The sequence below is a fragment of the Lysinibacillus telephonicus genome, from assembly GCF_039654155.1.
Lineage (GTDB): Bacteria > Bacillota > Bacilli > Bacillales_A > Planococcaceae > Ureibacillus > Ureibacillus telephonicus.
Window position 1 is genome coordinate 2,956,688 of the sequence record NZ_CP155468.1, and the last position, 20,063, is coordinate 2,976,750.

The window sequence follows — 20,063 nt, forward strand, 5'->3', positions numbered from 1 at the left end:
ACAAGCAGAAAATATGTATCTAAACGCAATATTCTGTTCGTTATCCCTATTTATAAAAGATTATTTAAAATTATATTAAAATCATAAAAAAATACCTAGATTTCAACTTCCAATCCATTATTTTTTTGGAAATCCATATAATAAAGCATGAAATACAAGCTTTTTAGCACTCGAATTAATTAAGAAATTTTCGAACATAAAATAGAATATTGTTTAATAAAAGAGAAACTCATTTTCACAATACTATTTCGCATGACTAATGATTGTTTAACAACAAACTAAATGAGTTATAAACACGCTCTAGAAAGAAATAGAAATTTATTATATTATAATAATTTAAATATAGCGATAAAAAATTAGTATTATTATTCAACAATCAGTTTTACCAGTAAGATTTATCTACATTTTTTTCAAAATAAACAATCATGAGTTTTTTACACCCAACCCTGGCATGAAAATAAGTACCTTCGGTTCATAATGGTAATGACACAAACAGGATGTAAGACGTGGCTTTTTTTGGTGGCTTTGACCCTGTAAAATAAACTGTTTGAGTGAATTTGGTGTTCAACCCTTTGTTAGCTCCACTTGATAGTAGGATGACTACGTACAGAAAAATGCTTATCTTCAAATTCACTCACTGTTTGTGATCTTAATGAATCGGAGTGATTTCATGGAAGTATTTATTGAGAAGTGTGCAGGTTTAGACGTACATTCAGAAACGATTGTAGCTTGTGTTATTAAAGGTAATCATGAAGACGAAATGTATATAGAGACCGAAACATTTCCAACACTCACAAAAGATTTATTTAGGCTTTTAAAATGGTTAGAGGGACATGAAGTTACACATATTGCAATGGAAAGTACGGGTGTGTATTGGAAACCTGTATTTAACATCTTAGAAGATTTCTTTGATATCACGTTAGCTAATGCCCAGCGAATTAAAAATGTACCCGGAAGAAAAACAGATGTTTCAGATGCAGAATGGATAGCGAAGTTATTACGTCATGGTTTGATAGAAAAGAGCTTTGTTCCCCCTGTAAATATTCGTGAACTCCGAGATTTAACGAGACTACGTAAAAAGTGGATTAGTCATTTAGTTTCAGAGAAAAATCGAATCCAAAAGGTATTAGAATGTTCAAATGTCAAACTAAGTACAGTAATCTCGGATGTATTTGGTGTATCAGGTCGAAAACTATTAAATCGATTAATTGAACAAGGCTATGTCGACGAAACGGATGTAGAAAAAGATATTCATGGGAAGTTGATTCCGAAAAAGCAATGGATTACAGATTCCTTATTTGGAACAATAAATGAGCATCAAATCTTCTTGATTCGTCAGTCCTGGCAACATATTCAATACTTAGAAACCTTAATTTCAGAAATCGAAGAACGGGTGGATCAACTACTTCAAAATTATCAAGAAGAACTACAGTTGTTAATTACCATACCAGGAATAAGTAAAGATACTGCAGCTGTAATTATTGCAGAAATAGGAGTAGAAATGGAACAGTTCCCGACATCTCAACATCTTGCATCATGGGCAGGAGTTTCACCAGGGAATCACGAAAGTGCTGGGAAAAGGAAGAGTACACGTACAGTGAAAGGAAATCCTCATATAAAATCCGCTATGTGTGAAGCAGCGTGGGCTGTTTCAAGAAGTCGAAATCGATGGCTGGCAAACAAATATTGGTCATTAGCAGCACGAAGAGGAAAGAAAAAAGCACTCGTTGCGATCTCGCATCGAATGCTTCGGGTTATTTACTCCATGTTATTAAACAAGGAGCCTTATAAAGAACCCCAAATGTCATAACTTAACCAAAACCAAAAAGTAATATACAAAGTTACCCCACAACAGGTAGCTCTGCTTTCTTATTGGCTTTTTTCGGTCAATTTAAGAATAAACATATTTGATTAATAGTATTCAAAGACCGAAGGGATTAATTATTTTCACAGAAAAAAACGTTGTATTGTAAATTAGGTAGATTTACTATACAACGTTATTTGTTAGTTAGCGGACAATTAGCACATCATATTTTGCATGTTGAATGATGCCCTCAGCTACTGATCCTATCAACTTTTTTCTATTTCACTTACATCTGTCGCACCACAAATAAGTAAGTTTACATCCGAAGGCTCGGTTAAAATTTCAATTGGTAATCCTGCGGAATCCTGCCTCAGCTTTTATTTCAACATTTGCTACCCCTGCTTTATGTGCTGTGTCCTTAAGCTTATTAATTTCTCGAAGATTTTCTTCTTTTAATTTGTCGGCATATTTTAAATCATACGCTGAAAGGGATCCGAATGATTTCGTGTCAACTACATTGATTAAAATATAATTCACCCTTATTGTTATTGGCTACTTCTATTGCCTTCTTTAATGCCTTAATAGAGATGTAATTTTAAAAAGTTATAAAACATTTTGCTGAGAGATTAATCGAAGCATCTCATTAATTTTAATTTACCTCTGAAAGTGGTGTTGCTATTGGCATTATCACAAGAAGCAATATTAATTGAACATTGCAACGATGATAGCCTTCATATTTCTTAAAAAACAATCAACACTCCAATTTATTAAATTGGTGATATACTATTTTATATTCAAATAATAAGTAAATGAGGGAATACTATGAAATATAGCTTTAGAAATGATTACAGTGAGCTTTGTCATCCAGAAATTTTATCTGCGCTTATGAACGCAAGTAAAGAACAAAATATTGGGTACGGATTAGATAAACATACAGAAAACGCGAAGCAATTAATTAAAGAAAAATTGCACAGTGATAATTGTGATATTCACTTTGTAACTGGGGGTACACAAGCAAATGCTACAGTGATTTCTCATATTTTACGTCCTTATGAAGCAGTGTTGGCACCGAGCACTGGTCATATTAATGTACATGAAACTGGGGCTATAGAAGCAACAGGTCATAAAGTTTATACAAGCGTTGGGCATGAAGGAAAGCTTTATCCAGCTGATATTTTGCAAGCACTGAAAATACATCAAGATGAACATATGGTTAAAATTGGTTTAGTTTATATTTCGCAGTCTACGGAGATTGGAACTGTTTATAGTACTGAGGAATTAAGGGCATTATATGCATGCTGCAAAGAAAACAACTTGTATTTATATATAGACGGAGCACGCCTCTCTAGCGGACTTGCTGCAAGTGATGTGCAATTCAATATGCTGAAGGATCTTTGCGATGTCATGTATATTGGGGGAACGAAGATTGGGATGCTAAGCGGTGAAGGCATCGTCATATTCAACGATCATTTAAAACCATATTTTAGATACCATATTAAAAATAAAACGGCCATGCTTGCAAAAGGCTATGTACTTGGCATTCAATTTGAAAGAGCATTTCAAGACGACCTTTATTTTAAAATGGGACAGCATGAAAATGAACTAGCTTATTTTTTAAGCAGCCAATTAAAACAATTAGGAGTGCCACTATTAAGTGAATCACCAACGAATCAAATTTTCCCAATTTTCAGCAAGGAAATCGTTGAGAAATTAAGTACACTATACGACTTTGAGATTTGGGAAGAAGTAGAAAATAAAATAGCTATACGATTTGTTACTTCATGGGCTACTACTAAAGATGCGTGCATTGAGTTAATTGAGGATGTTAAAAACTTACTTAAAGATAATTAATTTCAATTTAAACTTCATATAAATAAAAAATCGTCCTCGTTTTTTTAAAAGCGGGACGATTTTTATATTTATAAGGAAATGCAATTTTAACTAAGGAAATCGCTTAATGGTGTATTTTTTTGATTTGCAATAATAATACGATTGCGGCCAGCTCGTTTTGCAGCATATAAGGCTTTATCAGCAAACTCTATTAGCTCTCTTGAATTTGCAGCTTGTCTTGGGAATGAAGCAATGCCTGCTGAAAATGTCAAAGGTTGGCCAGATGGACTCTCGGTATCAGCTAATATTTTAAGAAAATATTCCGCAATATTATAAGCCTGTTTTACTGTTGTTTCTGGCAGTAAAATCAAAAATTCTTCGCCGCCGAATCTGCAACAAATATCTTCTTCCCGTGTCACCTTTTTCATTTGATCTGAGAAGAATTTTAAAACTTCATCACCAATTGCATGCCCTTTTGTATCATTAATTAATTTAAAATGGTCGATATCTATCATAATGACAGAAAATTCTTTTCCTTGATATGTCCAAGATTGTAAAACAGTATCTAATGTACGGCGATTTGTTAAACTGGTAAGTGGATCAATAGTAGATTGATCCTTTAGAAAACTCACTTGATTATGTAAGAAAGAAAAGCTTTGAATTAATGCATTTTTAATTTGAAGTGCTTCATAGTAAAATACATTTAATTGCTTTAGTTCCTTCATTTCGCTTTCCTGGATACTATTTTCGGCAATGATAGCAATATTTTGTAAAGGTTTTACGATTAGTCCTGCAACTATAAAGACGATAATCATTGACGAAATAATAAGTGGAAGTTCAATTAAAAGCATACTTATAACCTGATTATCCACTGAATCGATCGCTACAGATTTCGGTGTTTGCGTTACAACTCCCCATCCAGTCAATTCGACTGTACTGAAACCCGCAAGCATGTCCACTCCATGTTTGTTTTTTACAAGCTGTGCACCACTTTCACCAAGCGTTAATTTTTTTACAACTTCATTTTCGTATACATTATCTCCTGTCCGATTTTTATTTAGGTGGTAAATAATGTGACCTTCTGAATCTACTACATATACGTAAGAACCATCCTGATAATGATGCTCTCCTAATACTTTATGAAAAAAGTTCGATTCATTAATGTAAATACTGCCATTAATTACCCCCTGATACTCCCCTGCACTTGAAAAAATCGGTTGTGATATCGTAATCAAATACTCACCTGTAATCGATTTATAAGGGGGCGAGATAAATGGTTCTTGATTTCGAATAACTTCCAATCTCTCTTTGGATATGATCTGTTTTCCTTTAAGACCAAACTCGCTAGGTGCACCTTCTATGATTAAGCCTTCGGGGTTTGCAATGATAACAGAATTAAATGTATTTTCCTGAAGCAGTAGACGATTTGCCTCATCTAATAATGCTTCTTTATCATCCATGTTATTTGCAATTTTTAAAGCGCTGTATTCAAGTCTTTTTAAAGATTCCGATAAATACAAATTTACCATTTGAGAAAGTTTTAGAGCATATACTCGATTCTTTTCTAATGTTTGTTCTTCTAATAACCTAACATTTCCTTGATAACTACTATACATACTACTAACTACAGATAACAAAAAAGCTAATGACAGTACACCAATAAATAAATGTTTTAATGTTAATCTTTCACTTAGTTTTTGCATTTAGAGATCTCCTAGGTGATTTAAACTACAAATTCGACACTTTAGCTAAAATATTATTATACTATTTCCTAAAATAGATAGAAATATAATTATTTACCAGATTATTACAGGAGCGAGATTATTCGGGATTAAAACAAGAAAAGCGAGAAACGAAAATTCTCGCTTCTAGAGAAATAGAGGATTATAACCTATATGAGGAATTTAAAAGATTGCTTCATTCTTGATTGACTTATTCCAAATTGTATATCTCTAATTTCAGTGCAACTTTATACAATCATGACCATTTAAAATCAGTCTTTTTTTAATTTTTTATCAGGAAGTTTTACGCGATAGTGCCTTATCGATTTTGGTATTCCTTGCAACTCAAGTGCTCCACTATATATTAAATATCGAATCCGATATTCTAAAAAATACAAATTTACCATCTCATCCATTTTGGTTATAATTTCTACAATTACATCACCAGTCTTCAGAAATTCCTTGCTGCCTTGTTTTTTATGTAAATTGTCAATAGTTTCTAAAATAATGGAATCAAAATAATTCTCGGGCACCTCTCGAATTTCACCCTCAATAAATAAACGAAGCACATCCTTACTTTTGGATAATGATTTCCATTCTTTATGAAATCTGATACGTTCTTCTACTGTTAATGGTATATTCTTTGTTGTTTCGTCAAATATTAGCCTTAAAAATTCCGGTTCAATCTGCCCTGTATGAAAAATTGGCTGTTCCTCAATTTTATAAGCTGTTACCTTTTCATAAACTAATGTTGAGTTAATAAGATAAATCTCATTTTTTTTATCCTTCAATAAATAGAGAATAAAGCGCAGCCCTGTCTGCTCCTCTGCATTATTGCCATACCAGAGATAGATAGGAACATGCTCTGAGATATTCTCAATTTCAAGCAATGTATTAATAAATTTTTGTTCATATTCATAATCATCCAGCTCATCGTTAATATTTTCATATAACCATTGGCTCCGGAAGGATTGACCTATTTTTTCATTTAACCTCCATAATGGCCCAATGGAAAAAGAGTCTGGAAATCCAATTACTTTTTTCGGTCGTTTAAGGGCTACCCTTAAGGAACCCGCCGTAAATTCTGAAATAACGATATGAACATCGCTCTCTTGTTCCGATTTAGATTTACAATGATACTTTTTAATATGTGAGTTTATTTCATCTATCATAATATTTAGTTCATCCATATTTATAAAAAAACTTCTTCCACTCTCTTCTATCGGTTTCTTTTCATAATGATTAAATATTTTAAATTCATCAACATTATTTATTTCATAGACTTCCCATTGATTACCTTTTGTTAAATCAGGTGCAGTTACATTTGTTTGCGACTCAATTCGATATACAAAAACTTTATTCGGTTCAAGAAAAAAATATATAAATGGGTGATTTATTTTAGTTTTAATTTGGATTCACTCCTTTTTATTTTTTCGGTTGCAACTTTATATCTTTAATTACCTATTTTAAAAAAACCGTCTTTAACCGCTATTCCCCCTATTACAATACAATGATAAAGTATTACCAGTCCTTGACTAATGTCATCTCTTTCTACCATAAACTCCTGGCCAAGTAGTTATTTAAAAGGTAAAGTAAAAATTTAATCTTAAGCCTTTTTATTCTTAAACAATAGCATTCCCTTTTTTGCAGCCCAAATAAAAATCATTACCAAAATTGTTGTTATGTTATATCAAATAAGTGGTGTAAAATCTAAGATGGAAGTGAATTCTGATATTGGTTTTAATGGATCAAGATTTTATATTAAAATGACCGTTTGTACATATTCAGCAATCCAAACAGCCAATACAATTACGATAAAAAATGTTAATATTTTCTTCATTTTTCTACCCCTAAGCATAAATTGATTTTTAAACCTCGATAACAATATTACGTGGATAATCCATATCATAACTATTCAGATAATCATGCTATTAATCGTTACTGACTAACTATCGGTAGTAATTTATACCCTATTCACCTTTTAGGACTATATGTATTGGAAGAGAGTAATAAACAATTGCTACAATTTAGTAAAAGGACTGACTTGAGGTGGAGCTTATGAGTATCATCCTAGGTATTTTTGCAATTGTTGTCTCTGGGTATTTAATTTTTCTCGCTTGTTTTCTAATTTTCCGACTTTTAATAAGTATTATCAATTGGATTAAATGGCTAAGATTGGCTCCCTATGAAAAAGAAAGAGAAAAGAAACGAAAAAGAAGACGCAACTATAATTCCAACTCAAGTTCCTCTGACTCTTGGTGGTCTTCTGACTCTGCTAGCAGTTCTAGTGATAGTGGCGGGGGTGATGGAGGCGGAGGAGGTGATTAATATATTTCACAAAACAACACCTATAAATCTATTTAATATTCAGATTTAAAGGTGTTTAATTTTATTTTCCAACGACATAGGTTTTCAGTAAAGCAAGTCGTTCACGTATATTTGATTTTATTTCTACACTTTTGGGAGTAGGAGCTGCCACTACATCCGCTTCCAAGCCGACTACCTTTGCCAAATACTTAGCTCTCGCTAAATGAAAATCATTCGAAATAATTGTGATTTCTTTTACCTCCTCTGGCAATAGTTCTTTAGAATATAGCAAGTTTTCATAGGTCGATGTAGAATTCTCCTCTAATTGAACTCTTAACGGATCAATCCCAGCATCTATCAAGTACTTTGCCATAACAGAAGCTTCTGAAGCAGGTTCATCATGACCTTGTCCGCCCGAAACAATCACTTGAACATGTTCGTGTTGATTTAAGTAGTCTATTGCAACATCTAGCCTGTTTTTTAAGGCGAGTGATGGAATACCACTTGGTTTGATTTTCGCACCTAATATGATTAAATAATCATTTGATCCATCCGCTGTAGGCACCTTTCCTTTTTCAATTTCAGTTCCAAGAAAGTAATAACCATATCCCAATAATAAAAGAAGTAAAACACTTCCACCAATCCATTTTTTCATACTTTCACCTCTCATTCATATCAACGATTAGGACAAGGAAAAGATTCACTTTTTTTCCAATTTAATTTTATATATGCTTAACTAATAGATTCTGGAACGGTTTCTACATTTAAACCTAACGATGAATAAGTAGGGAAAAATTAAAATCCCAAGTGAAGGAATTCCACTTGGGACTGGTTAAGGTAATCTACCTATATTAATTAAGCTGTAAAGTTTCCATCATAGCTTAGCATAATCGCAGATTTTACTCCTGCTAAGTTTGAAATATTGTTAATGAAACTCATATCATTGTCTTTAACACGAATTTCATAAGTTACCTCAAAATCATTTCCAGGCATAACAGATTTTGATTTAATTGAATGTTTTTTTACTTGTTCAGAAATCACATGTTCCAATAGGTTTTCAATAGAAGTTTCATCATAGCGAACAACTAATAAATAAGGATTCTCCACTTTTATACGGTTGCCAAAAAGAATTAACACTGTACCAATTAAAATCGAACCAATAATAACGAGTGGAATAAATCCTGCTCCACATAAAATACCTGAAACAATAGCCCAGAAAAGATATACGATATCCATCGGGTCTTTTATCGGTGTTCTAAAACGTACAATTGATAATGCTCCAACCATTCCTAGTGATAATAGTACATTTGATGAGATACCGATAATAATTAAAGCTGTCGCCATAGACATGATGATTAAAGATATATTAAAAGTATGCGAGTAAATCACACCTGAGAAAGTTTTTTTATAAACATAATAAATAAATAACCCTATTAAAAAAGCAACTAGTAATCCAACTAGTGAATCGACTATTGAAAAATTGCTTGTTTTTTCTAAAATGCTGGATTTAAAAATATCATTAAAATTTGCTGTTTCCATCGTAATTCCTCCAATTAATTTCTATAACTTAGCCAAACATTCTGCTAATTTGATACTTTGAATAAGTTCCCTTACTTCTATTTCCTAGCTGAAGCAAAAATTTAATAACATCTGGTAAAAATTCGTCATACTTTACTTCAAGAATGACGATTTCTGGATTCGTTTCAACCATTGCTAAATCGGGATTTAACAAATCGTTATTTCTAAAGCTTGTTTTAATATTACTGTCGAAGGTTACACGGACATTGCCCTGATCATATATAAACACTTCCCTTTCATAATCAACGACCGTTACCGGTTTTATTTGAAATAAATTCATTTGAATATATAAATCCTGGATAAGCTGTCTCGGATCATTCTCCATCCACGCAATCTCACCGATTCTAATTCTTTCATATTCATCCGCAGTCAAAGAGCATTTTTGTTTAAACGTTAGATTATTCCTCTTACTCTTCTTTTCCAGGTTAAGGAAATCCATGTTGTAATCATATAATCTTACTCGAAATTTATCTCGCTGAAAAAATCCTTCCTTTTTCTCAGTTAACACTTTATTATCGAAGTTATCGAAATAAACACTGCGAATTAAATATTTTCCATTCTCTTTAGCATGGGGATCTATTTTCATGAAATGCTTTAATTTATTTCTTAAAAGGTAGCAATCCATCTTTGTAATTTCATGCTTCAATTCAGTTCGACCCATCACGCCGTTTAATCGCATGGCCTCCATGTCATCTTTCTCCTTTGCTGTATTGTTTACGAATAACATTATTAAAAACAAACCTTAAACAAACCTTAAAATAACTTAGGAAAATAAAAAAAGACCACAAATTTGTGATCTCACTTACTTTTGAAGCTTAATAATAAAAGTCGTTCCTTTATTTTTATTTTTTACTGCTTTTATCGACCCTTTATGTTTTTCAACTATCCATTGGGCAATCGATAATCCTAAACCTACACCACCCGTTTCTCTGGATCTTGCTTTATCCTCGCGGTAAAAACGGTCAAAAATATACGGGAGATTTTTCTCTTTGATTCCGATTCCCGTATCTGTAACCTCTATCACAGCCTTATGGTCATCTACATATGTTTTCACACCAATACTGTCACTTTCACTGGTGTATTTTAAAGCATTATCAAGCAAAATGACCAGCAATTGATGAAAACGGGTTTCATCTACTTTTATATTGATTGGACACTTTAAATTTAGCCAAAAATGCTTTTCTTGTGACTCGGCAATTTCCTGATAAGGTGCACATACTTTCCTCACAAATGCGTCGACATCAACAGTTTGAAGAGTAAGCTCTGTTTCAGATGAATCTGCTCTAGCAAGTGTTAATAAGTCTGATGTAAGTTTTGATAGTCGCCGTGTTTCGGAAAGGCTCAAAGCAATATTTTCAAATTTATCGGCAATTCTTTCATTCGGTGATGTAAGAAGCAGCTCTAGTTTATTTTGAATAATGGTTAACGGTGTTCTTAGCTCATGTGAAGCATTTTCAACAAACTCTGCCTGCTTATTCCATGATTGAATAATCGGCTTCATCATTTTTTTAGATAAAATAAAGCTAGCCGAAATCGAAAGAATAGTAAAAATGATGGAACAAATAATAACTAGCCTTTCAAAATTTGAGATAATTGTTTGTTCTGCATCCACATTAATTAAAAGCTGTGTATAAGCTATATCATCCTGATTATTAGTATCTTTAAATAGAATATATCGGAAATCGTACAGATCATTAATAGTTGTCGTCGTAATTTCGTCTATCTTAGTTTTATCAAGCTGATAATCCTGAAGATAATTTTCGTAGAATAAGGTTCCAATTTCATCTTTATTTACAATTTTCCCACCATAGCCCCAATGAATAACGGTAATCCTAGGATTTGGATTTTCTTTTTTATCTTTGGGAGGAAATACTTTATTTTGACCTTCATTTCCTAGTTGTGGCCTAAATCCAGCCGCTTCATTATCAAACATATTGTTAGTTAATCTCTCTTTAAATAATAAAAGCTCCTCATCTGCATGGGAATATAGCGTTCTTTGTACTTGACCGAAAATAATGATGCTAAAAATCGTAAAAATTACTGAAAAAGCAATTAAATTAAGGAGCATAAATTTCAGTTGCTGTTTCGTGAAAATGGATTTATTAAACATCTTCTTCACCGCTATCCGTCAGCATATACCCTAGCCCACGGAACGTCTTGATATATTGGTCGTAACCATGCTTTTTAAGATTTTTCCTTAAATTGCTTGCATACACTTCTACTACCGTTGTTGAAGTGTCTGACTCAAATCCCCATATTCTATCAAAAATTTGTTCTTTTGTTAAAATCGTATTTTTATTATTAATCAAGTACTCCAGCAAATCGAATTGCTTGCCGTTCAGTTTAAGAATTTCCCCATTAATCTCAGCCGTTTTGTTTTTAATATTCAATTTAATTTCCTTAAAAGTAATGACATTCTCCTTTAATAATCCTCCATTCCTTCTGACCATCGCCTCAAGTCTCAGCAACAATTCCTCTCGGTGAAAGGGCTTGACCAAATAGTCGTCGGCACCAACTTTAAACCCTTGAATCTTGTCATCAATCCCATCTTTTGCTGTCAGCATAATTACTGGGGTCATTATATTTTGCTTCCTTAAGCTTTTCAATACTTCATATCCGTTCATAGCTGGCAGCATAATATCTAATATAATGACATCAAAGATATTTTGTTCTGCAAGAAACAACCCTTCTTCTCCATCGAATGCCTGCTCTGCTTGAAACAATTCTTTTGTTGTTTCACATATTGAATCAGAGAGATATTTGTCATCCTCAATAATTAATAACTTCATAAACCGATCTCCCTTTTTGTCTAATTAATTTGCTACGTTTGATTATAGGACCATTTACAATAAATGCAAACTTTTCTTTTTTCATTAATTGGGACCAAGCCCTGCTGAATGAACTGACCAACACCATATTGGCCCAAACACGAGTCCGAAATTCGGACGCTGGTTAGCTAAAGCGAAATTGATTTTAAGGTTTGTTTAAGGTTGATCCTTAATAATGGGTCTCATAAGAAACTTATCTTTCAAAAAGGTAAAATGAACATAAAGGAGACACATTTATGAAAAAACAAAAATCAAAACTTTTTAAAGTAGCTGCACCTCTTATGTGCACTGGGCTATTATTTGGTTGCAGCAATAATACAGAAGATGTTGACTCTACTAGTAATCCAGCAGTAGCCAATGCAGAAAGCTTAAGTACTATCGGCAATCAGGAAGTAGCGAGTGTTATAAGCGAGAAAGTAGCTTATTCCGATGAGGACTTTTATAGTGAATGGGATAATGCAACTTCTATTAAGCTTAATGGAGACAGTGCAACTTATGAAGGAGACGGAGGAGTCGTTATTGATGGAAGTACTATCACAATTCGGACTTCTGGGGTTTATGAAATTAGCGGAAAGCTGAATGATGGACAAATTCATGTTAATGCTGAAGATGAAGAAACTGTTCAACTTATCCTTAATGGAGTGGAAATTAATTCTTCGACGTATGCTCCTATCTATATAGAAAATGCAGAAAAAACAATTGTTTCTCTAGAAGAAGGAACGAAAAACGTATTAACTGATGGGGAAAAATATGTGTATGAGAATTCAGATGATGATGAGCCCAATGCCGCCTTGTTCAGTAAAGACAATTTGACGATTAATGGTAGTGGAACATTGATCGTAAACGGTAATTATAATAATGGAATAGCTTCCAAAGATGAATTAAGAATAACTGGTGGAACAATTCAAATTGATGCGGTGGATGATGGCTTAATGGGCCGTGACCTCGTTGCAGTTAAAGATGGAAATATCACTATAAAAGCTGGTGGAGATGGGATAAAATCCACAAATGACAAAGATTCTTCAAAAGCTCTTATCGCAATTGAAGGCGGTAAATTTGACATTGAATCAGCAAATGACGGAATTCAGGCAGAAACTTCACTGTTAATTGCAGACGGAGAATTCGCTATTACATCCGGTGGTGGAAGCCCAGAAACTATCGAAACAAATGAAAACAATAGAATGGCACCGCCTGGAGGAATGCCATCAAGCGAAATGACACCACCTGCTGAGGCAGATCTAAATGCAGCTGCTACCAGCCCCGAAACACAAACTGAAACAGAAACAGCAGCAGAAACGGAAGAAGTAACTGAAAGTACAAAAGGACTGAAAGCTTCGGTAGAAGTAGCAATCGGCGGAGGAAGTTTCACTATTGATTCCTTAGATGATGCTGTTCACAGCAACAACTCGATAACTATTACCGGGGGAGATTTAAAAGTGGCTACCGGTGATGATGGAATTCATGCAGATATATCTATTTTAACGAAAGGCGGCAGTATAAATGTTACAAAGAGCTATGAGGGTGTAGAAAGTAAAACCATCACAATAGCCGATGGAGAAATTCACGTTAATTCGGTAGATGACGGCATTAACGTTGGTGGAGGAAATGACAGTTCAGGCAGGGACTTTGCTGCGACTGAAAATACCGAAGAGAACTTGCTTTCTATTAATGGAGGCTTTGTTTATGTAAATGCCACTGGCGATGGACTCGACTCAAATGGTTCAATCTCAATGACGGACGGAACTGTTATCGTAAATGGACCTACTAATAATAACAATGGTTCTTTAGACTATGATCAAAATTTTGAAATTAGTGGGGGCTTGCTTATTGCCTCTGGCAGCTCAGGAATGGCGATGGCAACATCTGAAAAATCAACACAAAACACTATTATGATGACTTATTCTGAAACGCAATCGGCTGGAACACTACTACATCTTGAAGATGGCGATGGAAACACAGTTATAACCTTTGCACCTGAAAAAGACTATCAATCAGTCTTAATTAGTTCGCCACAACTGACTAAAGATGGTTCATACACTCTTTACTCAGGAGGGACAGCTACGGGCTCTGAAAGCAATGGATTATTTTCCAATGGGGACTATCAAGGCGGAACAAGTGTAGTGGAATTTATGATTTCTGATATCGTTACATGGCTGAATGAAACAGGGATAACAGAAGCAAATACAGGTCATGGTGGAATGGGAGGACCTGGTGGTGCAGGAGGAAATCGAGGCGATATGTTCTCAAATCTAGATGAAGAAACAAGACAAAAAGTCCAGAGCATTATGGAACAGGAACGAAACGGAGTCATTACTCAAGAAGAAGCTCAAGCACAGATGGAGGAACTTGGGGTAGAACTTCCTCAAAGGGGTGAACCACAAGAACAAAACAAACAATAATAAAATGAAGAAGAATAAGATAAGCAGTTTGATACGAAACATTTAATAGATAAATCATAAAACACAACAACGTTGATTACACTCACTTTAAAAAGGAACTTGGATTAAATTCTAAGTTCCTTTTATAAGTTCTTTAGGTTTTTAGCACTTTGGAATAAAGTGTTTCATCATTTACAAAGATTTTGTTACTTCCAAAAATGGTTCGTACATCATAATGGCATGATTTTCGGTAATATATTCATCACCAATTTGTATTTTATCTATGTTAAATACTTTGCGATGGATTTTATTATGTCTTACGTAGCCTCCCCAATACTCGTGAGTTATCCAATGTTCCTTTTCATATACTTCATAATTTCTAATCGCTAAAGCATCTGACCGCCACTCTCCCACTAAATGAGAATCTGTTAAATAGACTACTAACTGGTACGTATTATTTGTTTCATTTTTAATCTGCAGGTCAAGATAGTTGTAAGCGCAGGTTGCCCCGCTGCCAAATGGCTGAGTTCTTTTAGAATCTGGAAAGACATCATAGCTATGGCGATGTCTTTCCGTAACTGTTAATGGCGTGTGCAAAGTCATCCAATAAATTAAATTGGATAATTGGCACAATCCCCCGCCTGTACCTTTTTTGACCTGTCCATAGAATAGTACCATTCCATCTACATAACCTTTTCTCTTTGTTGTATTCCCTAGCAACCGCCAATAGGAAAAGGTTTCTCCAGGCTTAATGACGACTCTATTTAACTTTTTTACAGCGATTTTTAGATTCTTCACCTTATTATGCTGCATCCACATATCTACATCTTTCAATTCACGAAGGAGTAATGAGCGATGTGTGAATATAAGATGGTCCAAGTTAGTTGAATGGTTTTCTAACGCAAATTTTTGTTTACCATTCACCCATTTTATATATCTCTTGAGACGGAAATAAATTTTTCCAAAGAAAATTCTAAGTGGGCTTCTTTGCTTTGGCTTCAATGATAGCACGTATATCACTCCGATAAATAGTGTTTTAAGTTAAGAAGCTAGTTGAAAGTTTTTTCGAAAAGCAACATACAGAATTATCCAAATAAACTTCCTACTGCTATTATAGTAGTTGCCAAATCATTACGGTAGTGGGGATGTTCTTTATTTAAACTATTCGTACTTACTTGGTTTCCACCAAGTGATGAGTGAACATATAGGTCCTCTCCCATGTACATTGCAATATGTCCAGGAAAATATATTAAATCCCCTTTTTGTATTTGTTCAAAAGGTATTTGTTTAATAGGGAACCCATCAACTATTTTGGCATCACGATAGATCACTACACCATTAAGTAGATAAGCCATTGAGCAAAGTCCTGAGCAATCAATCCCAAGAGGTGTTTTTCCTCCCCAACGATAAGGTGTTGATAAATAGCTTAAAGCCGTTTGGACAACATTCTCTCGAAACTTGTGCTCTGGTAAAATGTTTTGCGTAAGTCTACGCTGAATCCATTGTGTTCTCGTATAACCTATTTGTCCTGTCACCAATTGTATCTGTGCCCATTCTTTACTGTCCTCTGTAGGTCCTAGATATCGTACAATAGAACCCTTCACTAGCGTTGCCAATTTGGCAGTCTGAATTTTCGGCTCACATAACACATCCGCAAAGTTTTGAATGATGACAAATGATGCTTCCTCTAGCCATGACTCTGTTTTTTCATCATCTATTAACAAACTATCTTTCTGACAATATCCTTCATATTGATAGAGTGTCTTTACATATACCCAGGCATGATTTGTTTCTTCGATTATTTCTACTGTCATTCCATACAACACTTCATCCACCAATTCAGATGTTTGACTAGGTTTGGCATGTAAATTTGCAATCATTTTTTTGACGATGGCCTTCATCTTGAATCCTCATCCTTTTTTACAAAATGTTGATAAACAACCTTTGAAATTCTTCCAATCAATCGTTTTGCTTCTTCATTGTCACAATGATTAGTAACAAAAATACCAATCATATAATCTTTCAGAGGACTAAAGACGATTCCTACATCATGTTCAACCGTATCGAGACTACCTGTTTTATGTGCAATGGTGACATCATCCACTAAATATCTTTTTAGTGATTCATATATTCTTTGTCTTTTTAAAATGTTCAGAGCTAGTTCGCAGTTTTTTGGAGTTAACAAATCCTGGCGATAGATATGACGAAAGAGAACTGACATATCTCTTGCAGTTGTAACATTATCAATTCCTTTTTTAACTTGCTCAAAATCCATCATCTTACGGTTAAGTATCGTTTGCGTTAAACCTATTTTTTTAAAATATTGATTGAGATTGTCCATCCCAATGAAGTCAATTAATACGTTTGTTGCTGTATTATCACTTGTTATAATCATCCCGACTAATAAATCATAAATCGTGCTATTTTTTAAGCCCTGCTCGGTAATCATACTGAAATCCACGACATTTTCTTCTTTAATTGCGATTACTTGGTTCAGTGAAACATTATTATCTTCAACATAATCCAGTACGGCTAACATAATGGGTACTTTGATAAGACTTGCACTTTGAAAAACATCATCAATTCCTATCCCAATCAGAAACTCATTAGAATTCGCTTCTGATACAACTACTTTTACATCGAAACGAACTTCCTCTATTAATCTTTGAACTTTCTCTTTCATCTACTCAACTACCTCAATCGTTTTTAATTCACCATTGATTGTAATGATTCTCCCTAAAGGTAGCGACATTGTTGGTAAACAGTGTCCACAAGCGACATCCATTAAAATTGGTATATTTAATGGGGCTAATATCTCTTCAAAAATGGTTTGTAAGAGGAGACTTTCCTCTGGATGATTCGGATTTTGTGGTCCACAATTTGTCCATGCACCTAATATAATTCCTACTGCATCATTTAATTTCCCCGCTAGTTTAAGCTGTGTCAGCATACGATCTATACTTCGTTCGTATTCATCAATATCTTCTAAAAATAAAATCTTATCCTTTGTATCAATCTCATAGGGTGTTCCAAGAGATGCCACTACTAAAGATAAATTACCTCCTACAAGCTGACCAGTTGCTTCACCATCAACAAAAGTTGTCATTTGTTGTTTAGAAGGATTTTCAAGAAAGTAATTTTTTTGTTCCGTATTTGTTACACTTTTTATAAAGGATGACCAAGAATATTCATCCATCTCCGGTTTGATAAATTCCGTTGAAGGCATTGGTGTATGATATGTGACAAAATCACATTTTTGATTAAATGCGATATGAAGTGCTGTCACGTCACTATAACCCGTAAATACCTTTGGATTTTCACTAATCATTTCATAGTCTAGTAATGGTAATATTTTTGTCGCACCGTAGCCCCCACGAATGCAAAAAATCCCATCAATTGCTGGATCATGAAACATGTCATTGACCTCTTTTGCACGGAGTACATCTTTTCCAGCTAAATAGCCATATCTTTCACGGCATGTCTCTCCAATTACAACTTTAAAACCTAGCTTTTCAACTGCCTCAACAGCTTTTGGTAATGCTTCCTTCGGCGTTGCACCAGAAGCACTAATTAGCCCTATCGTATCTCCTTTTTTCAATGACTTCGGAATTCTCACTTAAGTTACACCCCTATCTTCAACATAATACGGTAACGTATCATTTCCTCTTCGTTTGCGAGCACAAAGTGACCTTCTTCGATTTCTATGAAGGAAGGTGGATCCGCCTCATAGTTGTGCTGAGTTGGATCATAAATCTCAATAACTTTTTCCTGCTCTTTCACCGGATTCGGTTCAGGAACTGCTGATAACAAGGCACGCGTATAAGGGTGAATGGGCTTAGAAAATAATTTATCAGTTTCAGCCAGCTCAACAATTTTCCCTTTATAAATAACCGCTGTTCGATCAGTAATAAAGCGAACTATCGATAAATCATGGGCAATAAATAAATAGGTTAAATCATTTTGTTTTTGTAAATTGGACAATAAGTTTAATACTTGTGCACGAATGGATACGTCTAAAGCTGAAATCGGCTCATCTGCTATAATAAACTCTGGCTCCATCACGAGTGCACGAGCAATTCCGATTCGTTGACGCTGCCCTCCTGAGAACTCATGAGGAAAGCGGCTTGCAAACTCAGGGAGTAATCCTACCTCCAACAGCGCATTACGCACCTTCTGACTACGACTGTTTTTATCTTTATATTTCTTTATATTTATTAACCCTTCTGAAATGATATAGTCTACTTTTGCACGTTCATTCAATGATGCCATTGGGTCTTGAAAAATCATTTGTATTTTTTGAGTGATTTCGCGGTCCCAATCTTTTGCGATTTTGCCGTTGATAGGCTTTCCATGAAACAAAATCTCGCCATCTGTAATCTCATTAATACGCATAATGGACCTGCCTATTGTCGTCTTACCAGAGCCCGATTCTCCAACAAGCCCAAATGTTTCACCTTTATAAATTTGAAAACTGACATTATCAATTGCTTGAAACTTACTTTTCCCCTTACCAAAGACTACATTTAGATTTTTCACTTCAAGTAATACTTCCTTGTTACTCATAGGTATAGTGTCTCCCTTCTTCAAAGAATGCCTGCAAGTTATGAGGAGGCTCTACCTTAGGTGCCTTTGGATGCAATAACCAAGTTTTTGCATAATGGGTTTCGCTTACTTTAAAAAACGGTGGTCGTTCCTCGTAATCAATGTTTAATGCATATGGATTACGCGGTGCAAAGGCATCCCCTTTAATGTCTTTAAACAGATTTGGTGGTGTCCCTTTAATGGAATAAAGTTCTTCCCCTTTTGTCCCTAATTGGGGCAGCGATGACAGAAGTGCCCATGTATAAGGGTGCTTTCCATTGAAAAATACTTCATGGCTTTGGCCAACCTCGATAATCTCCCCTGCATACATAACAGCAATGCGATCCGCTACTTTTGCAACGACACCTAAGTCATGGGTAATATAAATTGTTGTTAGTCCATATTGTTGTTGCAAATTTTTTAATAGCTGAAGAATCTGTGCCTGAATTGTTACATCAAGTGCAGTTGTTGGCTCATCGCAAATTAAAATTTTCGGCTTGCATGCAATGGCAATAGCAATTACAATTCGCTGGCGCATCCCACCTGAAAATTCATGTGGATATTGCTTATAGCGTTTTTCTACATCATAAATCCCAACATCTTTTAAGTATTGTAATGTTTTTTCGTAGGCTGCTTTGCCCCTTAATCCTTGATGTAAAATGACACATTCCTCAATTTGCTTTCCAACTGTTTTTAAAGGGTTTAATGAGGTCATTGGGTCTTGTGTTACCATCGCGACTTCTTTACCTCGAATTTTCAGCCAATCCTTTTCTGTTTGAAAGTGTGCTAAATCTTCATCGTTGTATATAATCGCCCCATGATCGATAAAACCGTTTTTATCCAGCAGGCCCATAATGGATTTTACGAGAACTGATTTACCCGAACCGGACTCTCCTACAATTGCAAGACTCTCACCTTTATAAAGATTAAGAGAAATATCACGAATCGCCGTTAACACTTTACCACGTAGTTTAAATTTGATTACTAAATTGTGAATTGATAGAATGGTAGATTTTGTTTGAGTGGCTTCCATCGT

The 20,063-nt window shown here is 34.5% G+C and carries 17 protein-coding genes; 4 read left to right on the top strand and 13 right to left on the bottom strand.

The annotated features are described in order from the left end of the window. Window positions 1–670: 670 nt before the first annotated feature. Both MKY04_RS14270 and MKY04_RS14275 read left to right on the top strand, forming a co-directional pair. Window positions 671–1,810 (top strand): IS110 family transposase, encoded by a 1,140-nt coding sequence (locus tag MKY04_RS14270; protein WP_346234614.1) that lies wholly within the window; start codon window positions 671–673, stop codon window positions 1,808–1,810. Window positions 1,811–2,626: 816 nt separating this feature from the next. Continuing rightward, window positions 2,627–3,655: a threonine aldolase family protein gene (locus tag MKY04_RS14275; protein ID WP_126292656.1), complete on the top strand. Its 1,029-nt coding sequence runs from the start codon at window positions 2,627–2,629 to the stop codon at window positions 3,653–3,655. 86 nt (window positions 3,656–3,741) lie between these two features. Here the strand turns inward: MKY04_RS14275 and MKY04_RS14280 are convergent, their stop codons facing one another. Further along, a complete protein-coding gene (locus tag MKY04_RS14280; protein ID WP_346234615.1) occupies window positions 3,742–5,337 on the bottom strand; it encodes a sensor domain-containing diguanylate cyclase in 1,596 nt (531 codons plus the stop codon). Window positions 5,338–5,627: 290 nt separating this feature from the next. After that, window positions 5,628–6,545 (bottom strand): DUF1835 domain-containing protein, encoded by a 918-nt coding sequence (locus MKY04_RS14285; protein ID WP_126292653.1) that lies wholly within the window; start codon window positions 6,543–6,545, stop codon window positions 5,628–5,630. Between the two features lie 868 nt (window positions 6,546–7,413). Here MKY04_RS14285 and MKY04_RS14290 point away from each other — a divergent pair. Beyond that, window positions 7,414–7,683 (top strand): hypothetical protein, encoded by a 270-nt coding sequence (locus MKY04_RS14290; RefSeq protein ID WP_126292652.1) that lies wholly within the window; start codon window positions 7,414–7,416, stop codon window positions 7,681–7,683. Between the two features lie 61 nt (window positions 7,684–7,744). On the opposite strand, the gene MKY04_RS14295 is transcribed toward MKY04_RS14290, so the two are convergent. The 5 genes from MKY04_RS14295 to MKY04_RS14315 form a co-directional block, all read right to left on the bottom strand. Beyond that, on the bottom strand, window positions 7,745–8,317 hold the full coding sequence (locus tag MKY04_RS14295) for a YdcF family protein (protein ID WP_126292651.1): 573 nt from the start codon (window positions 8,315–8,317) through the stop codon (window positions 7,745–7,747). A 200-nt stretch (window positions 8,318–8,517) separates the two neighbouring features. Then, on the bottom strand, window positions 8,518–9,201 hold the full coding sequence (locus MKY04_RS14300; protein WP_126292650.1) for a DUF4956 domain-containing protein: 684 nt from the start codon (window positions 9,199–9,201) through the stop codon (window positions 8,518–8,520). A gap of 28 nt (window positions 9,202–9,229) precedes the next feature. Continuing rightward, entirely contained in the window at window positions 9,230–9,928 is a 699-nt protein-coding gene (locus MKY04_RS14305) for a polyphosphate polymerase domain-containing protein (protein WP_126292649.1), read from the bottom strand. Window positions 9,929–10,042: 114 nt separating this feature from the next. Further along, window positions 10,043–11,350 carry a sensor histidine kinase gene (locus MKY04_RS14310; protein WP_126292648.1) on the bottom strand — a complete coding sequence of 436 codons (1,308 nt, stop codon included), beginning with the start codon at window positions 11,348–11,350 and terminating at the stop codon, window positions 10,043–10,045. Further along, entirely contained in the window at window positions 11,343–12,029 is a 687-nt protein-coding gene (locus MKY04_RS14315; RefSeq protein WP_126292647.1) for a response regulator transcription factor, read from the bottom strand. Before MKY04_RS14315 ends, MKY04_RS14310 begins: the two co-directional genes overlap by 8 nt. A 275-nt stretch (window positions 12,030–12,304) precedes the next feature. On the opposite strand from MKY04_RS14315, the gene MKY04_RS14320 reads away from it, so the two are divergent. Continuing rightward, complete coding sequence (locus tag MKY04_RS14320) at window positions 12,305–14,467, top strand: carbohydrate-binding domain-containing protein (protein ID WP_346234616.1); 2,163 nt, start codon at window positions 12,305–12,307, stop codon at window positions 14,465–14,467. Window positions 14,468–14,638: 171 nt separating this feature from the next. On the opposite strand, the gene MKY04_RS14325 is transcribed toward MKY04_RS14320, so the two are convergent. The 6 genes from MKY04_RS14325 to MKY04_RS14350 all read right to left on the bottom strand — a co-directional run bounded on the left by MKY04_RS14325 (window position 14,639) and on the right by MKY04_RS14350 (window position 20,060). Beyond that, complete coding sequence (locus tag MKY04_RS14325; RefSeq protein WP_410798356.1) at window positions 14,639–15,457, bottom strand: VanW family protein; 819 nt, start codon at window positions 15,455–15,457, stop codon at window positions 14,639–14,641. Between the two features lie 74 nt (window positions 15,458–15,531). Next, entirely contained in the window at window positions 15,532–16,347 is an 816-nt protein-coding gene (locus MKY04_RS14330; protein WP_126292645.1) for a C40 family peptidase, read from the bottom strand. Beyond that, on the bottom strand, window positions 16,344–17,129 hold the full coding sequence (locus MKY04_RS14335; RefSeq protein ID WP_346234617.1) for a serine hydrolase: 786 nt from the start codon (window positions 17,127–17,129) through the stop codon (window positions 16,344–16,346). Before MKY04_RS14335 ends, MKY04_RS14330 begins: the two co-directional genes overlap by 4 nt. Then, window positions 17,130–18,062, bottom strand: coding sequence for a S66 peptidase family protein (locus MKY04_RS14340; RefSeq protein ID WP_126292643.1), 933 nt, complete (start codon window positions 18,060–18,062; stop codon window positions 17,130–17,132). It lies immediately after the preceding gene. 5 nt (window positions 18,063–18,067) lie between these two features. After that, window positions 18,068–19,009 carry an ATP-binding cassette domain-containing protein gene (locus MKY04_RS14345; protein ID WP_346234618.1) on the bottom strand — a complete coding sequence of 314 codons (942 nt, stop codon included), beginning with the start codon at window positions 19,007–19,009 and terminating at the stop codon, window positions 18,068–18,070. Next, a complete protein-coding gene (locus MKY04_RS14350; RefSeq protein WP_126292641.1) occupies window positions 19,002–20,060 on the bottom strand; it encodes an ABC transporter ATP-binding protein in 1,059 nt (352 codons plus the stop codon). The genes MKY04_RS14345 and MKY04_RS14350 overlap by 8 nt, the downstream gene beginning before the upstream one ends. Between the last annotated feature and the right edge of the window lie 3 nt (window positions 20,061–20,063).

What these genes read in the sequence shown, in the direction of transcription:
- MKY04_RS14350 (WP_126292641.1), bottom strand. Translation starts at nt 20,060, where the DNA reads ATGGAAGCCACTCAAACAAAATCTACCATTCTATCAATTCACAATTTA.
- MKY04_RS14315 (WP_126292647.1), bottom strand. Translation starts at nt 12,029, where the DNA reads ATGAAGTTATTAATTATTGAGGATGACAAATATCTCTCTGATTCAATA.
- MKY04_RS14285 (WP_126292653.1), bottom strand. Translation starts at nt 6,545, where the DNA reads ATGGATGAACTAAATATTATGATAGATGAAATAAACTCACATATTAAA.
- MKY04_RS14290 (WP_126292652.1), top strand. Translation starts at nt 7,414, where the DNA reads ATGAGTATCATCCTAGGTATTTTTGCAATTGTTGTCTCTGGGTATTTA.
- MKY04_RS14270 (WP_346234614.1), top strand. Translation starts at nt 671, where the DNA reads ATGGAAGTATTTATTGAGAAGTGTGCAGGTTTAGACGTACATTCAGAA.
- MKY04_RS14295 (WP_126292651.1), bottom strand. Translation starts at nt 8,317, where the DNA reads ATGAAAAAATGGATTGGTGGAAGTGTTTTACTTCTTTTATTATTGGGA.
- MKY04_RS14275 (WP_126292656.1), top strand. Translation starts at nt 2,627, where the DNA reads ATGAAATATAGCTTTAGAAATGATTACAGTGAGCTTTGTCATCCAGAA.
- MKY04_RS14320 (WP_346234616.1), top strand. Translation starts at nt 12,305, where the DNA reads ATGAAAAAACAAAAATCAAAACTTTTTAAAGTAGCTGCACCTCTTATG.
- MKY04_RS14300 (WP_126292650.1), bottom strand. Translation starts at nt 9,201, where the DNA reads ATGGAAACAGCAAATTTTAATGATATTTTTAAATCCAGCATTTTAGAA.
- MKY04_RS14310 (WP_126292648.1), bottom strand. Translation starts at nt 11,350, where the DNA reads ATGTTTAATAAATCCATTTTCACGAAACAGCAACTGAAATTTATGCTC.
- MKY04_RS14280 (WP_346234615.1), bottom strand. Translation starts at nt 5,337, where the DNA reads ATGCAAAAACTAAGTGAAAGATTAACATTAAAACATTTATTTATTGGT.
- MKY04_RS14335 (WP_346234617.1), bottom strand. Translation starts at nt 17,129, where the DNA reads ATGAAAGAGAAAGTTCAAAGATTAATAGAGGAAGTTCGTTTCGATGTA.
- MKY04_RS14345 (WP_346234618.1), bottom strand. Translation starts at nt 19,009, where the DNA reads ATGAGTAACAAGGAAGTATTACTTGAAGTGAAAAATCTAAATGTAGTC.
- MKY04_RS14330 (WP_126292645.1), bottom strand. Translation starts at nt 16,347, where the DNA reads ATGAAGGCCATCGTCAAAAAAATGATTGCAAATTTACATGCCAAACCT.
- MKY04_RS14305 (WP_126292649.1), bottom strand. Translation starts at nt 9,928, where the DNA reads ATGGAGGCCATGCGATTAAACGGCGTGATGGGTCGAACTGAATTGAAG.